16 protein-coding genes are annotated in these 19,917 nt (G+C 69.4%); 8 read left to right on the top strand and 8 right to left on the bottom strand.

The window, feature by feature from the left end:
* Positions 1–24: 24 nt before the first annotated feature.
* On the top strand, positions 25–963 hold the full coding sequence (locus BLU09_RS34820) for a LysM peptidoglycan-binding domain-containing protein (protein ID WP_244172292.1): 939 nt from the start codon (positions 25–27) through the stop codon (positions 961–963).
* Positions 964–1,050: 87 nt separating this feature from the next.
* On the opposite strand, the gene lon is transcribed toward BLU09_RS34820, so the two are convergent.
* Positions 1,051–3,534: an endopeptidase La gene (gene lon, locus BLU09_RS34815; RefSeq protein ID WP_090495423.1), complete on the bottom strand. Its 2,484-nt coding sequence runs from the start codon at positions 3,532–3,534 to the stop codon at positions 1,051–1,053.
* A gap of 236 nt (positions 3,535–3,770) precedes the next feature.
* On the opposite strand from lon, the gene BLU09_RS34810 reads away from it, so the two are divergent.
* From BLU09_RS34810 to BLU09_RS34795, 4 genes are all read left to right on the top strand, one after another.
* Positions 3,771–4,985 carry a vWA domain-containing protein gene (locus BLU09_RS34810; protein ID WP_167371223.1) on the top strand — a complete coding sequence of 405 codons (1,215 nt, stop codon included), beginning with the start codon at positions 3,771–3,773 and terminating at the stop codon, positions 4,983–4,985.
* Between the two features lie 142 nt (positions 4,986–5,127).
* A complete protein-coding gene (locus BLU09_RS34805; protein WP_090495417.1) occupies positions 5,128–6,000 on the top strand; it encodes an ImuA family protein in 873 nt (290 codons plus the stop codon).
* An 8-nt stretch (positions 6,001–6,008) separates the two neighbouring features.
* On the top strand, positions 6,009–7,520 hold the full coding sequence (locus BLU09_RS34800) for a Y-family DNA polymerase (RefSeq protein ID WP_090495414.1): 1,512 nt from the start codon (positions 6,009–6,011) through the stop codon (positions 7,518–7,520).
* Positions 7,521–7,572: 52 nt separating this feature from the next.
* Positions 7,573–8,103, top strand: a complete 531-nt coding sequence (locus BLU09_RS34795; RefSeq protein ID WP_228558444.1) for a hypothetical protein — start codon at positions 7,573–7,575, stop codon at positions 8,101–8,103.
* A gap of 19 nt (positions 8,104–8,122) precedes the next feature.
* Here the strand turns inward: BLU09_RS34795 and BLU09_RS34790 are convergent, their stop codons facing one another.
* Complete coding sequence (locus BLU09_RS34790) at positions 8,123–8,653, bottom strand: FHA domain-containing protein (protein ID WP_186817925.1); 531 nt, start codon at positions 8,651–8,653, stop codon at positions 8,123–8,125.
* Between the two features lie 100 nt (positions 8,654–8,753).
* On the opposite strand from BLU09_RS34790, the gene BLU09_RS34785 reads away from it, so the two are divergent.
* Positions 8,754–9,728, top strand: coding sequence for an NAD-dependent epimerase/dehydratase family protein (locus BLU09_RS34785; RefSeq protein WP_090495406.1), 975 nt, complete (start codon positions 8,754–8,756; stop codon positions 9,726–9,728).
* Positions 9,729–9,791: 63 nt separating this feature from the next.
* Here the strand turns inward: BLU09_RS34785 and BLU09_RS34780 are convergent, their stop codons facing one another.
* The 4 genes from BLU09_RS34780 to BLU09_RS34765 form a co-directional block, all read right to left on the bottom strand.
* Positions 9,792–11,294, bottom strand: coding sequence for an ATP-binding cassette domain-containing protein (locus tag BLU09_RS34780; protein ID WP_090495403.1), 1,503 nt, complete (start codon positions 11,292–11,294; stop codon positions 9,792–9,794).
* Between the two features lie 239 nt (positions 11,295–11,533).
* A complete protein-coding gene (locus BLU09_RS34775; RefSeq protein WP_228565250.1) occupies positions 11,534–11,908 on the bottom strand; it encodes a hypothetical protein in 375 nt (124 codons plus the stop codon).
* Between the two features lie 214 nt (positions 11,909–12,122).
* On the bottom strand, positions 12,123–13,229 hold the full coding sequence (locus tag BLU09_RS34770; protein WP_090495401.1) for an SPFH domain-containing protein: 1,107 nt from the start codon (positions 13,227–13,229) through the stop codon (positions 12,123–12,125).
* Between the two features lie 5 nt (positions 13,230–13,234).
* Positions 13,235–13,717, bottom strand: a complete 483-nt coding sequence (locus BLU09_RS34765; RefSeq protein ID WP_090495399.1) for an NfeD family protein — start codon at positions 13,715–13,717, stop codon at positions 13,235–13,237.
* 372 nt (positions 13,718–14,089) lie between these two features.
* Here BLU09_RS34765 and BLU09_RS34760 point away from each other — a divergent pair, with 372 nt between their 5' ends.
* A complete protein-coding gene (locus BLU09_RS34760; RefSeq protein WP_090495397.1) occupies positions 14,090–17,134 on the top strand; it encodes an error-prone DNA polymerase in 3,045 nt (1,014 codons plus the stop codon).
* Positions 17,131–17,895 carry a DUF4336 domain-containing protein gene (locus tag BLU09_RS34755; RefSeq protein ID WP_090495394.1) on the top strand — a complete coding sequence of 255 codons (765 nt, stop codon included), beginning with the start codon at positions 17,131–17,133 and terminating at the stop codon, positions 17,893–17,895. Before BLU09_RS34760 ends, BLU09_RS34755 begins: the two co-directional genes overlap by 4 nt.
* 31 nt (positions 17,896–17,926) lie before the next feature.
* Here the strand turns inward: BLU09_RS34755 and BLU09_RS34750 are convergent, their stop codons facing one another.
* Both BLU09_RS34750 and BLU09_RS34745 read right to left on the bottom strand, forming a co-directional pair.
* Entirely contained in the window at positions 17,927–18,976 is a 1,050-nt protein-coding gene (locus BLU09_RS34750; RefSeq protein WP_090495391.1) for a GNAT family N-acetyltransferase, read from the bottom strand.
* Entirely contained in the window at positions 18,969–19,727 is a 759-nt protein-coding gene (locus BLU09_RS34745; protein ID WP_090495389.1) for a hypothetical protein, read from the bottom strand. Before BLU09_RS34745 ends, BLU09_RS34750 begins: the two co-directional genes overlap by 8 nt.
* Positions 19,728–19,917: the final 190 nt, after the last annotated feature.

The following is a 19,917-nucleotide window of genomic DNA, read 5'->3' as shown; positions in this document are numbered from 1 at the left end:
CTCCATCCTTGTCTGAAAGACGGGTTGCGCGAGTACATTGTCCTCGCGCTCCATGAGGGCCTGCCCAACGGGTACACGCTCGTGACGCCTGCGCGGGGCTGGGCGCTGGAGCGGAGATTGCGCCAGCTCGCGCAGGATTCATCCAACCAGCGGACGCTCCAATCACTGGTCTACATCCATGGACACCGCAGCGGGATGCGCGCACCGCTGCCGGTGGACGAAGTCGTGCGGCAGGCCGCGCTCCTTCTGGACTCGGGTGTCCTTCGGCTGGCGCAGGCTCCCCCGCGCGAGGCCACCGTTTCGCCGTCATTCTCCGTTCCCCAGCCTGCGTGTGTGCCTGTTCCGGTGGAGGAGCCGGTCTGGCTACGGCTCCAGGTGGTGGACGACACCACCGATGTGCCCATTGCCGGCATCCAGCTGCGCATCCAACTCGACGACCGGTCCGAGCATCAGGCCCGGACGGATTCAGAGGGCCGCATCGACCTGAAAGGCGTTCCGAAGGGGGGCGCCGACGTCCTGTCCGACCTCGAAGGGGCCACCCTGGACAACACGTTGGCGCTGGTGCGGACGGGAGGCCCCTGGTCCCAGCAAAAGCCCGCGAAGCGAGGTCAGGGGGCGAGGGTGGCCAGCGCGCCGCGCTTCCTCGCACGTGTCACCCAGCACCGGGTCATCGACGGAGAGACGCTGGAGAGCGTGGCGGAGATGTATGGCCTCACGGTGGAGGAGCTCACCCGCTTCAACTGGAACACCACGGACGCGGCGGACATCGAGCGGCACCTCATCCTCGATGTGGGCTGCACGCGCAGGGGCTCGCGTGGACAGTACGTCTTCACCCGAGAGGATGACCCCGGCATCCTCTACGTTCCCCGCCCAGAGGCCGTCTCCCGGCTGCCTGTGGAGCACAGTCACATCCTGCGGGTGAAGCGCGTCCCGGAGCCGCGACACTTCCTGTTCTCACTCTGAACGCCACCTGCCCGCAAAGACAACGGGCAGGTCCCCGGAAGAAGGGAACCTGCCCGTGTCACTTCCTATCGGCCGGAAGGCCGTGCGCTAGGCGCGGACCTCGGGGGCGGACTCGGCCGGCTTCGGCAGCGGAGCCTCCTTGCCCGGCTCACCGCCCGGGGTTCCCGCCACGCCGACGGGAGGCGTCTCCAGCGCCGCCTTCAGGACGTCGTCCATGTGGGTGACGAAGATGAACTCCAGCTCGTTGCGCGCCTGGTCCGGCACGTCGATCAGGTCCTTGCGGCACCGCTCGGGCAGGATGACCCGCTTGATGCCCGCCCGGTGCGCCGCCAGCACCTTCTCCTTGATGCCACCCACCGGCAGCACCAGGCCACGCAGCGTGGCCTCGCCCGTCATCGCCGTGTCGTGACGCACGCGGATGCCCGTCAGGAGGCTGGTGAGCGCCGTCAGGATGGTGACGCCCGCGGAAGGTCCGTCCTTCGGAATGGAGCCCGCCGGGAAGTGCAGGTGCAGGTCCGTCTTCTCCAGGAAGTTCGGGCTGATGCCGAGCTGCTCGGCCTTGCTGCGCAGGTAGCTCAGCGCCGCCGTGGCGCTCTCCTTCATCACGTCGCCCAGCTGGCCGGTGAGCGTCATGCCGCCCTTGCCCGCCATCTTCGTCGCCTCGATGAAGAGCAGGTCGCCACCCGCCGCCGTCCAGGCCAGGCCCGTGGCCACACCCGGAACCTCGGTGCGCTCGGCGACCTCGGAGTAGAACATCTCAGGCCCGAGGATCTCCTTCACCCGGTCGGCGTTGATGGTCTGCTTCTCCGTCTTCCCGCCGGCCACCTCCACCGCCACCGCGCGGCAGATGTCCGCGATGCGGCGCTCCAGGTTACGCACACCGGCCTCGCGCGTGTACGCGGTGGTCAGCGTGAGCAGCGCCTCGTCGGTGATGTCGATGTGGTCCGGGTTCAGCCCGTGCTCCTTGAGCTGCTTGGGAACCAGGTGGATGCGGGCGATGCTCTGCTTCTCCTCGAAGGTGTAGCCCGTCAGCTCGATGATCTCCATGCGGTCACGCAGCGGACCGGGGATGGGGTCGAGCTGGTTCGCCGTGGCGACGAACATCACCTTGGACAAATCGAAGGGCACGTCGAGGTAGTGGTCGCTGAACGTGTTGTTCTGCTCCGGGTCCAGCACCTCGAGGAGCGCCGCGCTCGGGTCGCCACGGAAGTCGGCGCCGAGCTTGTCAATTTCGTCCAGCATCATGACCGGGTTCTTCGTGCCGGCCTTCTTCATGCTCTGGATGAAGCGGCCGGGGAGGGCGCCCACATAGGTCCGGCGGTGGCCGCGGATCTCCGCCTCGTCACGCACGCCGCCCAGCGACAGGCGCACGAACTTGCGGCCCGTGGCCTTGGCCACGCTCTGGCCCAGCGACGTCTTGCCGACGCCCGGCGGACCGACGAGGCACAGGATGGGGCCACGCATGTCGTTCTTCAGCTTGCGGACGGCCAGGTACTCCAGGATGCGCTTCTTCACCTTCTTGATGCCGAAGTGATCCTTGTCCAGCTGCTGGCGCGCGTTCTCGATGTCGAGGTTGTCCTCGGAGAGCTTCGCCCACGGCAGGTCGGCGATCCAATCCAGGTAGGTGCGCGCGACGGTGTACTCACTGGAGGCCGCCGGAATCGTCTTCAGGCGGTTGAGCTCCTTGTTGGCGACCTTCTCCACGTCGGGCGGCAGGCTGGCCTTCTTCAGGCGCTCCTGCAGCTCGTCGAGCTCCTCTTCCTCCTCGCCCATCTCCCCCAGCTCTTCCTTGATGGCCTTGAGCTGCTGGCGCAGGTAGTACTCGCGCTGGGTCTTCGACATCTCGCCCTTCACGGCGGAGTCGATCTTGTTGGAGAGCTTGAGGATCTCCCGCTTCCGGTTGAGCAGCTCCAGCACGAGCTTCATCCGGGCCTTGAGGTCCACCGTCTCCAGGACGGCCTGCTTCTCCTCGATGGGGACGTCCACGTTGGCGGCGATCAGGTCCGCCAGGTGGCCGGGGTGGGTGATGCTCTCCACCAACTCGGTGGCGGCGGCGGGCAGCTCGGGCATCAGCTCGATGACCTCGCGCGCCAGCTTCTTGAGGTTGATGCCCAGCGCCTCGACTTCCACGTTCTCCGAAGAGGTCTTGTCCTCCACGGCGTCCACGCGGGCCTTGAGGTAGGGCGCTTCCTGGACCAGTTCCACCACGCGGAAGCGGGCGAGCCCCTGCACGACGAGCGAGTAGTTGTCCTCGCCCATCTTCAGGAGCTTCACGATGCGGGCGACCGTCCCCATGGTGTAGAGGTCGGCGGCACCCGGATCTTCTTCTTCGGCGCGGCGCTGGGTGACGACACCGATGACCTGGTCGTCACGCACGGCGTCCTTGATCAGGGCGATGGTCTTCTGGCGGCCGACGGCCAGCGGAAGCACCCCGCCCGGGAAGAAGACACTGTTGCGCAGGGGGAGGATGGGAAGCACCTGCGGGATGTCTTCCTTGTTGATGAGCCCCGGAGGGGCCATCGCGGTGGGCATAGCGCTCGCAGCGGAGCCCTTCTTCTTCTCATCGGACATGAAATTCAGCCTTTTCCCTTCGACAACCAGTGAACATTTCCAGGTTTTCTGCGGCGGATGAACCAACGTAACAACCAAAACGGACATGGCAAACGCGGTGTGCGTTTTTCCGTCACCCGTCACCTCTCCAGGGTTCCTCGGAAGTCTCGCGTCCGGACGTAGGGTGGGGCATGATCGCCCCCCTAGCATCTGACGCGGCGCCCCGCCGGGGTGCGCAGCTCTTCGAGAGGCCCCCCATGAAGCTCCGACCCTTCGCCCACCTGCTTCTGCTGCCGTCTCTCTTGTGGACGTCCTGCCGGTCGCCCGTCGACGAACCGGGCTCCAATCTCCCCGGGAAGTGCGAGAGCGAGTCCCCCGTCATCGCGCCGCAGAAGACGGACATCCTCTTCGTCATCGACAACTCCGGATCCATGGAAGAGGAGCAGAACGCCATCGCCACCGAGCTGCCCGCCTTTCTGGAGGCGCTGAAGGAGGGCAGCGGCGTCTCGCAGGACTTCCGGGTGGGCGTGATCACCACGTCCGTGTACCGGCTGGCCATGTTCCAGGGGCAGGAGCAGTACCGCGAGTACACCAGGGAGTCCGGCCGGTTGCAGCGTGTGCCAGATGCGGCGGGCAACCCCACCGACGAGCGCTTCATCGACGGCGCGGATCCGTACGTGCTGGAGAAGTTCCGCCGGCTGGTGATCCAGGGGACGGATGGCAGCGGGCAGGAGACGCCCTTCGAGGCGGTCCGGCTGGCCGTGACGGAGCCGCTGGTGTCGACGCCGGGGGTGGAGAACGGCAACGCCGGGTTCCTGCGCGACGGCGCGCGGCTGCTGGTGGCGGTGGTCACCGACGAGGAAGACTGCAGCACCATCCAGCGCCCTCCGCCGGTGTGGGTGTCCGACGACACGTCCATCGACAACTGCAGTGAGCAGTCCCATCTGCTGACGCCGGTGGAGGAGTACTTCGCCACGTTCCAGCAGCTTCGGGATTCAACGGGGGCCTCGCGTCAGGTGCTCTGGGCCACGATTGGTCCGGTGGCGCTGTCCGACAAGCGGGCGGAGCTGATCCGCGACACGACACCCGACGGTGTCTTCGTGCGCAACGTCGACTGCCCGACCTCCTACGGTCCTGGTCATCGGCAGCGCGCCATGGCGGAGGCGTTCGACCAGGGGCTCGACAACCTCGACTCCATCTGCCGGGAGAACTACCGCGACACCTTGCTGCGCATCGCGGAGCTGGCCACGGTGGCGCAGAGCATCGAGGTGGTGAACCTGCCCGACCCCCGGCTGGTCCAGGTGGAGCTGACGCGCGCCAATGACGAGGTGGAGCGGTGCTCGGTGGCCGCGGGCGACCTGCGCTACGAGGCGTCCACGGAGACGTACCCGGCCCGCCTGTTCTTCCAGTCGAGCTGCCTGCGCCGCGCGGACGACAAGAAGGTGGAAGTGAAGGTCCTCTGCGCCGGCTGATGCCCGGGTGAACCCGCACCAGCGAGTCTGATCCACGCACCCACCGCCATGCGTCCCATGAAGGCGCATGTCAGACCTCCGAGGATAGTGGACGACCGCCCCGCCGGTCGTCCGGTCCGGAGGGGCCTGGCGAGGAGGCGAGATGAGCGCGGCGGAGCAGCGAGTGGGAGTGGGGCAGGGGACGGGCTCGGTCGTGGAGCAGCTTCGGGAGCGGATCCGCCAGTTGCAGGCGGCGCCCCGGCGCTACCTGGCGGTGCTCCGCACGGGCCTGTCGGCGGTGGACGCCCTGCTGCCGACGGGGGGCCTGCCACTGGGGCAGGTGGTGGAGCTGTGCGGTGAGGCGGCCTCGGGGCGCACCAGCCTGGCGCTGCACGCGGTGGCCGCGGCGCACCAGGAGGCGCGGCTGTGCGCCTGGGTGGACGGCCCCCGGGAGCTCTACTCGCCCTCGGCCGCGGCCCTGGGCGTGGACCTGGAGCGGCTGCTCATCGTCCGGCCCCAGGCTCCTGAGCAGCGCATCTGGGCGGCGGTGCAGCTGGCCCGGAGCGGGGCCTTCGCTTGCGTGGTGCTGGACCTGACGCGCGGCGTGAATCCCGACGGGCGCGCGTGCCGGGTGGCCCTGGCGGAGGCGCGCAAGCTGGCGGACGCGGCGGCGCGCGGCGGCGGGCTGCTCCTGCTGCTGACTTCGCCAGAGTCCCCAGCGGACGGCGTGGTCCGGCTGCGGACGGAGGCCCGGGACGGAGACGGCTGGTCGGTCGAGGTGGTGCGCAGCCGGCAGGGGGGCACGGGCGCGCGGGCGGAGCTGCCGTGGAGCGCGCTGTACCCGGCGCTGGGGTTGGAGGGAGGCGGCCGGTTGCTCGACGTGGCCGAGGACACGGAGGACGGTACGCCGGACTTCCTGCGAGATCAGTCCGGGGCGCTGCGCAACGGGCTGGGCATCCTGGGGCAGCGTCCCGGCCGTGACGCGCCCATGCCGCCCGTGCGGCAGGGATTGGACGCGGCCCTGCCGGCGCACTGAGGCACGACATGCGCAGGGCCTATCTGCACCTCACCCGCTTCCCGGTGCAGCGCCGGGTGGTGGAGTCCCCGGAACTCGCGGGCCGTCCCTTCGCGCTGGTCGAGGCGGTGCGTGGCCAGCGCCGCGTGGCCTTCGCCTCCACCTCGGCGCTGAAGGCGGGGGTGCGCCCGGGGATGACGCTGACGGCGGCCACCGCGCTGGAGCCAGGGCTGCGGCACTTCGACTACCGCCCGGAGGACGAACTGCGCGCGCTGACGGCGCTGGGCGAGGCGCTGCTGCCACTGGCCCCGGGTTTTCAGCTCTGCGCCCCGGATGGATTGTGGCTGGACGCGGGGGCCGCGCACCTGTGCGACGGCGAGGAAGGTCTGGGCACGCGGATGCTGTCGCTGTGCGCCGAGCTGGGTTACCGGGCGCACGTGGTGGTGGCCTCGGAGGCCTTCACCTCGCGCGCGGTGGCTCGGTATGGCGCGCGCCGGGTGGAGGTGGTGGCTCCGGGGGATAGTGCTCGGGCCCTGGCGCCGTTGCCGCTGTCCGCGTTGGAAGGCCGCGAGGGGGCGGCGTTCTCCGCGCTGGGCCTCACCACGCTGGGCGAGGTGGCGGCGCTGCCCGTGGGGGCCGTGGCGGCCCGGGGCGGCGCGGCTGGCGCACGGGTTCATGCGAGGTGCCGCGGAGAGGACGACACGCCCTTCGTCCCCGCGGTGCTGGAAGCGGTGTTGGAGGAGCGCGTGGTGCTGGACTTCCCGGCCGAGTCCTTCGAGCCGCTGCGCTTCGCGCTCAAGACGTTGACGGACCGGCTGGGGGCACGGTTGTCCGGACGGTGCCGGGCGGCGGTGCGGCTCACCTTCACGCTGAAGCTGGACCCCTCGGGGCAACGGCAGGTGACGCTGACGCTGGCGCGGCCCACGGCGCGGGCGAAGCTGTTGCACGAGCTGGCGCGGCACCGGCTGGAGGAGCTGCGGCTGGAGAACCCGGTGGCGGAGGTGTCCGCTCGGGTGGACGAGCACTCCGAGGACGGAGGACAGCAGCTCGCGCTGGGGGACGCGCCGGAGGGCGACGCGGCGCTGGAAGTCGTGCTGTCGCGGCTGGCGTCCACGTTGGGGGAGGCGTCGCTCTTCGCGGCGGGCCTGGAGGCGGTCCACCGGCCCGAGGCGGCCCATGGAACACGGGCCTTCCGGCCTCCGGAGGCGCGGCGGGGCCTGTCGGCGGAGTTGCTGGAGCCAGGCGCCCGGCGCGCCTCGGTGTCGGCGGCCTCACGGGAGCGTCCCTCCCGGCTGCTGGCGGAGCCGGCGTGTCTGGACGCGGAAGTGGCGGAGTCTGGACGCTTGCTGGCCGCGCGCATGGCGGGCCGGCGGCACCGGGTGACGGCGCTCACGGGGCCGGAGCGGCTGGGCGGGGAGTGGTGGTCGGAGACGCCCTTTCAACGGGACTACTACCGGGTCCACTTCGAGGGGCTGGGGCCCGCCTGGGTGTTCCGCGACGGACGGGATGGACGTTTCTACCTCCAGGGACTGTTCGACTGAGGCCCGGCGGCCCAGCATAGTGGCCTCGTCCCCGTCTCCCAGGTTCCCCGTCATGCGCGTCCTCCGTCCCGCGGCCGTCCTGCTTTGCCTCCTGCTCGCTTCGTGCGCTCCGCGTCAGGTCCGCCCGCCGGGGGCCCTGCGCAAGGTGGTGGTGGTGGTGGGCTCCCGGGTGGATTCGCTGCCGACCTTCACGTACCGGCAGGACATGATGGGGGAAGGCAATCCCCGTTCGGTGCTCGTCAGCCAGGCCCAGGCCACGCTGAGTGAGCGGGGCTTCGAGGTGGTGGGGACGCGCATCTCCCAGGCACCGTCACCCACCATCCACGAGGTGGTGGCGATGATCCAGGACAACGAGGCCGAGGCCGGAGTGGTGGTGGTGCTGAACTGGGTGGACGTGACGTCCGCCCAGCTGATGGGCCGCGCGGAGGTGCTGCTGGAGACGGGGGTGGTGGGACCCAACGGCAAGCTGCGGTGGAGCAACCCCACGCGCACCGTCTCCACGATTGGCATGTACCAGGCGCAGACGGACTTCCGCTCCTACCTGCGCAAGGCGGTGGTGGAGGCCATCCAGGCCATTCCGTGAGCCTTGGGCTCGGGCCGGCTCAGGGGGCCTTCTTCGGGCTGGCCAGGCGCAGGTGTTCGTAGACGGTTTCGGCGCGAAGGTAGAGGAACTGGGCGTCGCCGAAGGCCAGGGTGTCCCCGTCGTGGAGCAGCACCTGGGCGCGGTAGCCCAGGGGGGCGCCGTTGATGAAGGTGCCGTTCATGGACTCGGCGTCACGCACGGAGAAGCCGCCGCGGGCGGCGTTCCAGCGCATCGTGGCGTGATGTTGGGAGACGGACGGGTCGGGCACCACCAGGTCGCACGCCTCGGTGCGGCCGACCGTCAGCTCCTCGCCGTCCACGGAGGGCTGGAGGAAGTGGACCTCCAGGTTGTCGAAGTCGCGGAGCATGGCGAGCAGCCGCTCGTCCATGTACGCGCGGTGTGCCATGCCGACGGTGCGTGCCGCCAAGCCCCGGCTGTGCTGGCCGACGAGTTCCACGGGCTGCTGGATGAGGGCCACAGGGCCGGACGCGGCCCGGAACGCGTCCAGCGAGGCACCGGCGAAGGGGCGGAGCTGATTCACGGACACCATGAGGGCCTCCACCCTACGTGCAAGTGGCGGGGACGGGAAGCGCCGCGTCCACGTCTTCCGCCGTGGCGTGTTGGGGGCTGGCGTGGGAGCGTGGAGGTGGATGCGGGTACTCGTCACGGGAGCTGCGGGCTTCATTGCCCACCACGTCAGCGCGCGGCTGCTGGCGCGCGGTGATGCCATCATCGGCGTGGACAACCTGGACCCGTCCGGAGACGTGGCGTTGAAGCAGGCCCGGCTGACGCGGCTCGGCACGCTGCCGGGGGCGACGGGCTTCACCTTCCGTCCCGTGGACGTTAACGACAGCGCCTCGCTGCGAGCGCTCTTCGAGGAGATGCGCCCCGAGGCCGTGGTGCACCTGGCCGCGCGTGTGGGCGTGCGGGCGCCAGCGGGCACCGCGCAGGCATACGTGGACGCCAACGTGTCGGGGTTCCTCCAGGTGCTGGAGCAGGCCAGTGCCGCCCGGGTGCGGCACCTGGTCTACGCGTCCTCCAGCTCCGTGTATGGCGCGGGCTCGGTGCCGCCGTTCCAGGAAGGCGCCGCGGCGGACCATCCGCTCAGCGTCTACGCGGCCACAAAGCGCGCCGATGAACTGCTGGCGCACGCGTACAGCCATCTGCACGGGCTCCCCACCAGTGGCCTGCGCTTCTTCACGGTGTACGGCCCCTGGGGACGACCCGACATGGCCCCCCTGCGCTTTCTCCGGGCCATCCGTGACGGCACCGAGCTGGCCCTGCATGGCGACGGCCGGATGCAGCGCGACTTCACCTACGTGGAGGACGTGGCGGAGGCCGTGGTGCGCGTGCTGGACCGGCCGCCCCCAGGGGCGGCTCGCCATCGCGTCCTCAACGTGGGCCGGGGCGAGCCTGTTTCGGTGCGGGCCTTCCTCTCCGTCCTGGAGCGGCTCCTGGGCGCCCGGGCGCGGGTGAAGCCCACGCCCGCGCAGCCTGGGGAGATGGACGCGACCTGGGCGGACCCTTCCGCGCTGGAGCGGGAGACGGGATTCCGGCCGCGCGTCTCCGTGGAGGAGGGGCTGGCTCGGCTGGTGGCGTGGTTCCACGAACAGTCGGGCACCTGAGGCAGAACGACGAGACGTGGCTGGGCGTCTTCAACGTGCCTCGAGGTGGGGCCTCCGTGCCGGCTACCCGGACGTCACCGTCACCTGACCATGCTCCACGCGCCACACCTCGGAGGTGCAGGCCTGGGCGAAGGACGTGTCATGCGTGACGAGCATCAGCGCGCCGGGGTACTCGCGCAGCGCCGCCTCCAGCCGTTCGATGGACGGCAGGTCCAGGTGGTTGGTGGGCTCGTCCAGCACCAGGGCCCAGGCGTGTTGGCCCAGTCCCCGGGCGATGAGGAGCTTGCGCACCTCGCCGGGGGAGGGCTGCTCGGAGGCGAGCAGCCGCTCCGGGTCCACGCCGAGCGCCGCGACGAGTGACAGCACGCGTCCGCGTTCCTCGGGCGGCAGTGCGCGCACGGCGTCCAGCGTGGCCCGGGCCTCGTCCGCGCTGACGTCCTGGGGCAGGTAGAGCACGCGCTCCAGCGGAATGCGCGCGTTCTCCAGCAGTGCGCGCACCAGGGTGCTCTTGCCGGCGCCGTTGGGCCCTTCGATGCGCACGCGGGCTTCGCGGCTCACGGAGAGATTCACGGGGCCCAGCAGCTCCACGTCACCGGCGCGGAGGCCGGGCACGTCCAGCGTGAAGAGCCACGGGTTCGGCGCGCGCACGTAGTCCAGGAAGACGGAGCGGCCCACCGTCTTGTCCGCGGTGAACTCGCCCACGGCCTCACTGACGCGCTCCAGCTCGCGCCGTGCATTGCCCACGCGCCGTCCGGCCCCAGCTTCCGCCCAGCCGGCAACGACCTTGGCGCCCATGGAGCGGGCGTCGTTGTCGTATTTGTTCTTCAGTCGCTTGCGGGTGTGCCGTGCGGCATCCGCGGACTGTTGCTCGCGCCGGGCCTGGTCCAGCAGATGCGCCGCACGGCGTTGTTCGGCGCGGGCTTGCTGGTGGGTGGCGATTTCAGCCTCACGCTCGGCTTCCCAGTGCGCCCGCGCGGCGGTGTATGCGCCGGGCCACAGCCGCGCGCTGCCATGGTGGACGCGCAGCGTGGAGGTGGTGAGGGACTCCAGCAGGTCACGGTCGTGTGACACCACGATGCCCAGGCCCCGGAAGCGGCGCAGCGCGGAGACCAGCCATGTGCGGGCCTCCGCATCCAGGTGGTTGGTGGGCTCGTCCAGGAGCAGCAAATGGGGCTCCGCGGCCAGGGCGGCGCCCACCTGCCACCGCTTGCGCTCGCCCGGAGACAGCGTGGGCCAGCGCTCCAGCGCGGTGACGTCCAGGCCCAGCTGGCCGTGCAGCCGCCGCGCGACGGAGTCCCACGACTCCGCGAAGGCGGAGATGTCGGGCGTCAGCGCCTCCACCTCCTGCCGGCAGAGGCGGAGGGTGGGGGCGGAGGGCTCGAACTGAAGGTGCCCCTCGGTAGGCGTCAGCTCTCCCGCCAACAGCCGGAGCAGGGTGGACTTGCCGGCGCCATTGGCACCCACGAGCCCCGTCCAGCCAGGGGACAGGTGGAAGTCGACATCAGAGAGGACGGGAACGGCGTCAGAAAAAGCGAACGAAACGCGGTGCGCGCGCACGGAAGACATAAAGGAAGCTCCTGAATCCAGGGCGCAAGCCAGCCCGAAGGCGGCTCAGCGCGGGAACGTCAACGGACCTGGGAATTCAGCGAAGCGTCCTCAAGGGTGCGTCTGACCTCTCGTTGGGAGGGGGCGTCAATCCCTCCTGGGGATGGCTGCAATCTATGTCCAGACGCGCGCCGGAATGCAACCCCCGCCTTCATGGAGGCAGGGGGCACTCCTCCGGCAGTGCGTCCGGCGGTCACACATCAACCTGCCGCGGGCGCCGCGAAGTTCCCCGTGTGGCGGGAGAGTCGCCACGCGCCGATGGAGGCCAGCAGGGCGCCCAGCATGGCAAGCAGCAAGGCGAGCGCCACGTTGTGCAGCGCCTCGAAGGTGCCGATGAAGAGCACGCGCGGGCCCTGGTCCCACAGCGGGCCGCTATAGGCCTGCAGGAGGGAGAGGATGCCGGTGGCGAAGCCGAGCGTGCCGGCAATCAAGGTGCAGAGTCCAAGCGACAGCATCAGCGGTACGTAGCGCGGCGCGGGCCGGCGCGCGTACTGGACGCAGGTGGCGATGAGCGCGATTCCCGCGAGCAACGTGGGGTACATCCCCCAGCCTCCTGCGATGAAGATGTTCTGCATGCTCCCCTCCGGTGAGTGTGTTCGGAGGCTCTGACAGCCGGACACAGGGAAGGTTCCCGCGAAGTGACGGCGCGTGCTGGGGGTGTACAGGAGGGCACGCCGTCTGCTCGGCCCCTGGTGGCGCAATGGACCGTCGTCCTGGATGCGCGAACGCGAGCCCTGCTCAGGGGCCCGCGGGAGGCGCATTCCTCCCGCGGGGGCTGCCTACGCCTGCTCAGTCGTCCTGCGTGTCCAGGGCGGGCCGCGGGCGCCGAGGGGCCACGGCGGACGTGCTGCCGGGGAGGGTGGCGTGTTCGGGGACCACCGTGTTCCGGGCAATGGCCTGGGGGCTCAGGCTCGCGGCGGAGCGGGCCGGCGCCGGGGCGGGCCTGGCGGCATCCCCCGTCTGCGCGAAGACCTCCTTGAGGGTGGCGACGGCGCCCAGGGTGGCGGTGGCCTCGTAGGGGACGAAGATCTTGTTGTCGCCCTTGCCCAGCTCCTGGAGGGTCTCCATGTAGCGCAGCGCGAGCACCTCGGGAGTGGCGCGGCCGTTGTGGATGGCCTCGAAGACGAGCCGGGTGGCCTCGGCCTTGCCTTCGGCCTGCAGCATGGTGGCGCGCTTGTGGCCTTCGGCGCGGGCAATCTCGGCGTCGCGTTCGGCCTCGGCGCGGAGGATGCGGGAGATCTTCTCGCCCTCGGCCTGGAGGATGGCGGCGGCCTTGTCGCCCTCGGCCTTGGTGACCTCGGCGCGGCGCTCACGCTCGGCGGTCATCTGCTTGGCCATGGCGGCCTTGATGGCCTGGGGCGGCTCGATTTCGCGCAGCTCCACGCGCGTCACCTTGACGCCCCACTTCTCGGTGGCCTCGTCCAGCACGATGCGCAGCTTGGTGTTGACCGTCTCGCGGCTGGTGAGCGTCTGGTCCAGCGTCAGCCCGCCCATGATGTTGCGCAGGTTCGTCATCGTGAGCTGCTCGATGGCGAGCGCGAGGTTCTCCACCTGGTAGAGCGCCTTCGCGGGCTCGACGATCTGGTAGTAGATGACCGAGCCGACCTCCATGTTGACGTTGTCGTGGGTGATGACCTGGACGGTGTCGAAGCCCATGACCTGCTCGCGCAGGTCCACGAGGTTGCTGCGCATGAAGCGGTTGCCCGTGCGCATCTCGATGGCGCGGGGGGCATCCACGAAGGGGACGAGGTAATTGAGGCCGCTGCTGGCCGTCTTGTAGAACTTGCCCAGCCGCTCCACGACCATGACCTTGGCCTGCGGAACGATGCGGATGCCGGTGGCGGCGACGCCCACCAGGATGACCGCGAAGATGCCGAAAATCGTCACGATTTCCATTCCGCCTACTCCTTCCTCGGGTCCCCTGGGGGAACCGGCAACGACGCCGTCGGTCGGCGCACCCAGAGTTTGAGACCTTCCACCTGCTCCACCGTGACGAGTTCGCCCTCGGGCACCGGGCCCGACAGGGAGCGCGCCGTCCACAGCTCGCCATTGATGCGCACCGTGCCCCCGAGCGGGTCGCCCAGGGACTCCACCACCACCGCCTCCTGGCCGAGCATGGCCTCGATCCCTGTCTTCAAATGCGTGGCGTCGCGCATGAAAACGCTTTTGAAGAGGGTGCGGGAGGCCGCGAACAGGGCGACGGAGACGGCGGTGAACAGGTAGAGCTGGCCGTTGAGGCTCAGGCCCAATGCCGCCCCGATCGAGGAGGCCAGCGCCCCCACGGCGAGCCAGAGGACCATGAAGCTGGTGAGCTGGAGCTCCAGCGCTCCCAGGAGGAGCGCCGCGATCAGCCAGAGCTGCCACGCGGTGGGAGTGAGGTCCATGAAGACATGTTTGTCAGTCGGATCGGCATCCTGTCAAACGGCGGTGGCGCGAGCTTCAAACATCACAGCTCAGGCTTTTGGGTGGAGCGCAGGTCGCTTAACTCCCTGAGGTTTGCCGCAGCCTCGCGGGTGTGCAGGACTTGCTGCGCGGATGCGACCTTCACGAATCGCGTAACGAGACAGAGGCAGCGCCTGACGCGTTGGCCAGGCCCGGTTGGGAGCCCGAAGGAGGGCGTCGCCCGCTCTGTCCGGCAATCAGCAGTCGCCCCCCGCACGGATCGCCCTCATCCGCGTCAACCCATGAAGTCGCTTGCCCGCACCGCGAAGATCCAATCTAGCGCCTGAACGCCTGTTCGGTATCTAGATCCGGGCGTGGACTACGCCGAGCTGGTCTGCCGCTCCAACTTCTCGTTCCTTCGCGGGGCCTCGCATCCGGAAGAGCTGGTGGCCACGGCCGCGAGGCTCGGGCTGGGTGCGCTCGCGCTGACGGACGCGGATGGCCTGTACGGCGTGGTGAAGGCGCACCTGGCCGCGAAGGAGCACGGGGTGCGGCTCATCCTGGGCGCCGAGCTGACGCTGGAGGACGGCCCACCGGTGGTGGTGTACGCGGCGGATGGGACGGGGTACTCGAACCTGTGCGCCCTGGTGTCCCAGAGCCGGATGACCCACCCCAAGGGCGAGGCCGGGCTGCCGTGGCGCGCGGTGGCGGACCGGTCCGCGGGGCTGCTCGCGCTCCTTCCCGCGCCCGCGCCCTTCGAGCAGGTCGTCTCGCTGGCGGAGGCCTTCCCGGAGCGCTTCCACGTCGGCATCTGCCGGACCCTGTCCGCGGGAGACGCGGAACGCGAGGCCCGGGCGGAGCGGCTGGCGCTGGAGCTCGGCGTGCCGCTGGTCGCGCACAACGACGTGCACACGCACCACCGCCGGCGGCAGGCCTTGCAGGACGTGCTGGTGTCCATCCGCCACGGGACGTCGGTGGACCGGGCGGGGACGCGGCTGTTGCCCAACGCGGAGCGGACGCTGAAGTCCCCACGGGACATGGCGCGCCTGTTCGCGGACCGGCCGGAGGCCCTGGCGCGCGCGGCGGAGCTGGCCTCGCGCTGCCACGCCTCATTGGATGACTTGCACTACCGCTTCCCGGAAGAGGACCTGCCCGAAGGTCGCACCGCGGACGCGCACCTGCGCGTGCTGACATACGAAGGACTGCGGTTCCGCTATCCGGAAGGGGTGCCCCCGGCGGTGGTGAAGCAGATTGAACACGAGCTGAAGCTCATCGCCGCGTTGGACTTCGCCGGCTACTTCCTGGCGCTGTGGGACATCGTCCGCTTCGCCAGGGCCCGGGGGATTCTCTGCCAGGGGCGGGGGAGCGCGGCGAACTCGGCGGTCTGCTACGCGCTGCAGATCACCGCCATCGACCCGGTGCGGATGGGCCTGTTGTTCGAGCGCTTCCTGAGCATGGAGCGCAAGGAGCCGCCAGACATCGACGTGGACTTCGAGCACGAGCGCCGCGAGGAGGTCCTCCAGTATGTCTACGAGAAGCACGGGCGCCGGCACGCGGGCATGGTGTGCGAGGTCATCTGCTACCGGGGCCGGCTGGCGCTGCGTGAGACGGGCAAGGCGCTGGGCCTGTCGTTGGACCAGGTGGACCGGCTGTCGAAGGTGTCCGCGTCGAACGGCTTCGACGTGACGCCGGACGTGCTGCGCGAGGCGGGCCTGTCCGCGGAGGACGGCCGGGTCCAGAAGACGCTGGCGCTGGCCATGGAGCTGGAGGGCTTTCCCCGGCACCTGTCCATCCACGTGGGCGGCTTCGTGATGACACGCGAGCCGCTGACGGAGCTGGTGCCGGTGGAGAACGCGGCGATGCCGGGCCGCACCGTCATCCAGTGGGAGAAGGACGACATCAACGCGGTGGGGCTGCTGAAGGTGGACCTGCTGGCGCTGGGCATGCTGACGGCGCTGTCGAAGTGCTTCGCGCTGATTCGCGAGCACCACGGGCGGGAGCTGTCCCTGGCGACGGTGCCGGCCGAGGACCCGAAGGTCTACGACATGCTGTGCGAGGCGGACACGGTGGGCGTGTTCCAGATTGAGAGCCGGGCACAGATGAACATGCTGCCCAGGCTTCGACCGAGGACGTTCTACGACCTGGTGGTGGAGATCGCGCTCATCCGCCCGGGGCCCATCGTCGGCAACATGGTGCATCCCTTCCTGCGCCGGCGGAACGGCCAGGAGCAGGTGGAGTACCCGAGCGAGGCGGTGAAGGCGATTCTCGGCAAGACGCTGGGGGTGCCGCTCTTCCAGGAACAGGCGATGAAGCTGGCCATGGTGGCGGCGGGCTTCACCGCGGGCGAGGCGGACGGACTGCGGCGGGTGCTGAGCCACAAGCGCGCCGAATCCATGCTGCTGCAATACCGGGGGCGCTTCGTGGAGGGCTGCGTGTCGCGAGGGTACACACGCAAACAAGCCGAGGAGTGGTTCGACAACTTCCGGGGCTTCGCGCACTACGGCTTCCCGGAGAGTCATTCAGCGAGCTTCGCGTTGATTGCGTATGCGTCCAGCTGGCTGAAGTGCCACTACCCGGCGGCCTTCACGGCGGCGCTGTTGAACTCACAGCCCATGGGCTTCTATGCGCCGCACACGTTGGTGGCGGACGCGCAGCGGCATGGCGTGGAGGTGCGGCCGGTGGACGTGCGGCACTCGAGCTGGGACTGCACGCTGGAGGAGGGCGGGGCTGCATTGCGGCTGGGGCTCCGGATGGTGAAGGGCCTGGGCGAGTCCGCGGGGCGGCGCGTGGCGACGGCGAGGCGCGAGGGCTTCCGTGACGTGGGGGACCTGGCGCGGTGGTCGCGGGCGCCCCGGCACGAGCTGACGCGGTTGGCCCTGGCGGGCGCCCTGTCATCGCTGTGTGGCTCCCGGCGTCAGGCGTTGTGGGAACTCCAGGCGCTGGGGCCGCTGGACTCGGATGACCTGTTCTTCGGCATGGCCATGGACGGAACGGCGGTGGAGCTGCCGTCCATGGATGTGCTGGAGCGGGTCTGCGCGGACTACGACACGGTGGGACTCTCGCTGGAGAAGCATCCGCTGGAGCTGCTGCGTCCGGTGCTGAAGCAGCAAGGCGCGGTGACGGCGGAGGGACTGAAGAAGGTGGCCCACGGGCGGAGGGTGGCGGTGGGAGGCATGCTCATCTGCCGCCAGCGTCCACCCACGGCCAAGGGTATCTGCTTCATCTCCCTGGAGGACGAGACGGGCATCGCGAACCTGGTGGTGCCTCCGGACGTGTACGAGCGGTGCCGGAAGGACATCCATGGCGCGCTCTTCCTGGTGGGAGAAGGCGTCCTGGAGCGCTCCGGCAAGGTGACGAACGTGAAGTCCAGTCGAGTGGCGTCATTGCATGGACAGCGGGGTACGCTGCCTGGGCGATGACCGCCGACCTCGAATGGAACGATGGGGTGCGTCCCTATGTGCCGCTTTCCACCCTCAAGCCGGTCGCGGACGGCGTCTGGTGGGTGGACGGGCCGGTGGCGAGGATGCGCGTGGGCCCCGTCTCCCTGCCGTTCCCGACGCGCATGGTCATCGTTCGCCTGAATTCGGGAGGCTTGTGGCTCTGGTCGCCCACGGCTCCAACGCCCGAGTTGTTCGAACAGGTCGACGCACTCGGCCCGGTGGAACATCTCGTCTCTCCGAACCGGTTCCACTACGCGGGCATCCCGGCCTGGAAGGCACGCTATCCGCGCGCGACGGCCTGGGCATCTCCGGGCGTTCGCGAGCGGGCGCGCTCCCAGCGGATTGGCGTCCCATTCGATGTCGACCTCGACGACGCCGCGCCCTCGGCCTGGTCCACGGAGTTGGGCCAGCTCATCTTCCGGGGCAGCCGCTTCGTGGAAGAGGTGGTGTTCTTCCACGGTGCGTCCTCGACCTTGATTCTCGCGGACCTGGTCATGGCGTTGGAGCCAGAGCGTCTCCGGCCTGGCCTGAGATGGCTGCTGACGCTCGGCGGGACGATGTGGCCGGGGCAGACGCCACGCGAGGTGCGGGGGACGACCTGGGGCCGGATCGCGCAGGCGCGCGCCTGCTACCAGCGGATGATGGCATGGCAGCCTCGTCGGGTGCTCCTCGCGCACGGCCGCTGCTATCTCGATGAGGGGATGGCCCCGCTCGAGCGCGCCTTCTCCTGGCTGCGCTGAAGCACGGGGCTTCAGCTTCGCGCGCGCTGCGTCAGCGCAGGTGCATGAACACCCGGGGTGAGGCAGGCAGCTCCACGTCGGGGGTGGTGAGCAGGCATGTCACCCGGGAGCCCCCGGGGAATGGCAACCACCCGGAGCGCAGCATCAGGTGGGCCGGCGTGCACGGGGTCCGCAGCATCGCCGCGCAGTCGGCGCCCTGGGCTACCATGTCCTGCATGGCCACCCACAGCAGCCTCCGTTGCTCCGAAAAGGGCAGCCCGTCCTGGAAGGCGAGCAGGTCCACCAGTCCTGTCGTCAGGAGGCCTCGGGCCGTCATCTGGAGGGTGTAGTAGTTGACCATGCCTTGGATGACGCCATCTCGCTCCAGGACGAAGGTGCGCGGGATGTCACGGAACTGGAGCTGGTGGGCCAGGCGCTCCGAGGTGTAGGCGTAGCCCAGGTTCACCGGCCGCATCATCTTCTGGACCAGGGTCATGCACTGCGGCAGGTCCCGGGGTTGGTAGGCCCGGATGCCGTCGGCGCGCGCCGCCAGGAAGCCCCGGTGGTGGAGCGGACGCGTGAAGGTGAGAAACGCACGCTCGGCGACGCTCAGCGACCAGCGGACCGCCTTCTCCGTGTTGAAGACGTGCAGCCACATGCCCAGGTCGTTGAGGTAGCGCGTGTGGCTCCGCTGGCCCCAGAAGCCCTGGCCCAGGGTGCCGCCAGCCACGCAGCCCAAGGTGAGCGCGGCGCCACGCTCGCGGTGGCGCGCCTGCATGGTGTCCGACAGCTTGATGCCAATTCCCTGGCCCCGGCTCTCCGGCGCCACGCTGACCCAGCTCCCGTAGGTGCCATCCACCTGCCGCGGGCCAAGCTGGATTTTCGCCGGCTCCGCCAGGAAGGCCCCCACCAGCTTGCCCTTTGAATACGCCCCCAGCAGATAGTCCCGGTCCGCTAGGGGATTGCTGAAGATCAGCCAGTCGAAGAAGCGCTCGTCCCAGACTGTCAGTCCCATCTTCACGCCGTAGGTGCGCTGCCAGACGCTGTTGATGAACTGGGATGCTTCCTTCGCGTCACCCTCGAAGGTGCGGACCTCAACCATGAAGGGCCTCAGGCGCGGAGACGGGCGCCGGTGTCGAGGCAGGAACGGAGACGCCGTTCATGTGCTCCAGGGGGGCGGCGGCCGGGTGCTGGCCAAAGAGATGCGTGTACAGCGCGCGCGTGGTGGGGATGAGGGCATTCCAGTCGGGGAGGTGGATCTTCTCCGGACCGACGAGCACTTTCGCGTAGATGGCCTCGTAGACGCGCTTCACCGTGTTGGGCGCGATGGCGTCCACATCGAACGCGGGCACCAGTCCCACCAGCTTGAAGCCGCGGTGCTCGGCGTTGCGCTGCGCCCGGGCCATCTTCAGGGTGGAGTAATAGAGGACGACCTCGGCGCCGATGTTGCGGCCCACCTGCTCCAGCAGGGAGATGCCGAACTGGCCCAGGCCCAGGCCTCGCTGAGAGGGTTCAACGGCCCCCATCGCGGCAGACAACTGCAGGCCGCGAGCGTTCTTCTCCAGCGTCAGCAGCCCGATGACTTCCTGGGTGTCCCGATCCCTTCCCAGAATCGCATACACCGGCCGATCCGGAGACTCGCCTTGGATACAGACACACTGCTCATAGAAGGCGGGCTCCAGGTGCCGGCTCTCCGTGCCGACCCGGATGTCCGGGTACCACTTCTCCAGAAGCGCCGTGACCTGAACGACGGAGTCCCGCGAGAGCTGCTCCAGGCAGCAGTTCTCGGGTGGTCTGAGCCCCCCCATCATCTCGTCCAAGCTTCGCCATTGCATCGTGTGCATGGCGAGCATGATTCGAGATTGTGGATGCATTGCGCAGCTGGTTTTTTCTGTCTCTTGGTGGGTATGTCTTTGGCCGATCAGGTCTCCCGTTGAAGCGTGATGTGTTACACAGGCGCCGCGTTTGGGAATGGGCAGGTGATGTGCGGGCTCGGATTGAGGGGAGGGGCGCCGTCTGCGAACCGACGTCCCTAGGCCTTCA

It is taken from the genome of Myxococcus virescens, assembly GCF_900101905.1.
GTDB classification, from domain to species: domain Bacteria; phylum Myxococcota; class Myxococcia; order Myxococcales; family Myxococcaceae; genus Myxococcus; species Myxococcus virescens.
Note: the sequence above shows the minus strand (reverse complement) of the source record. Positions and strands in the feature narration are given on the sequence as shown.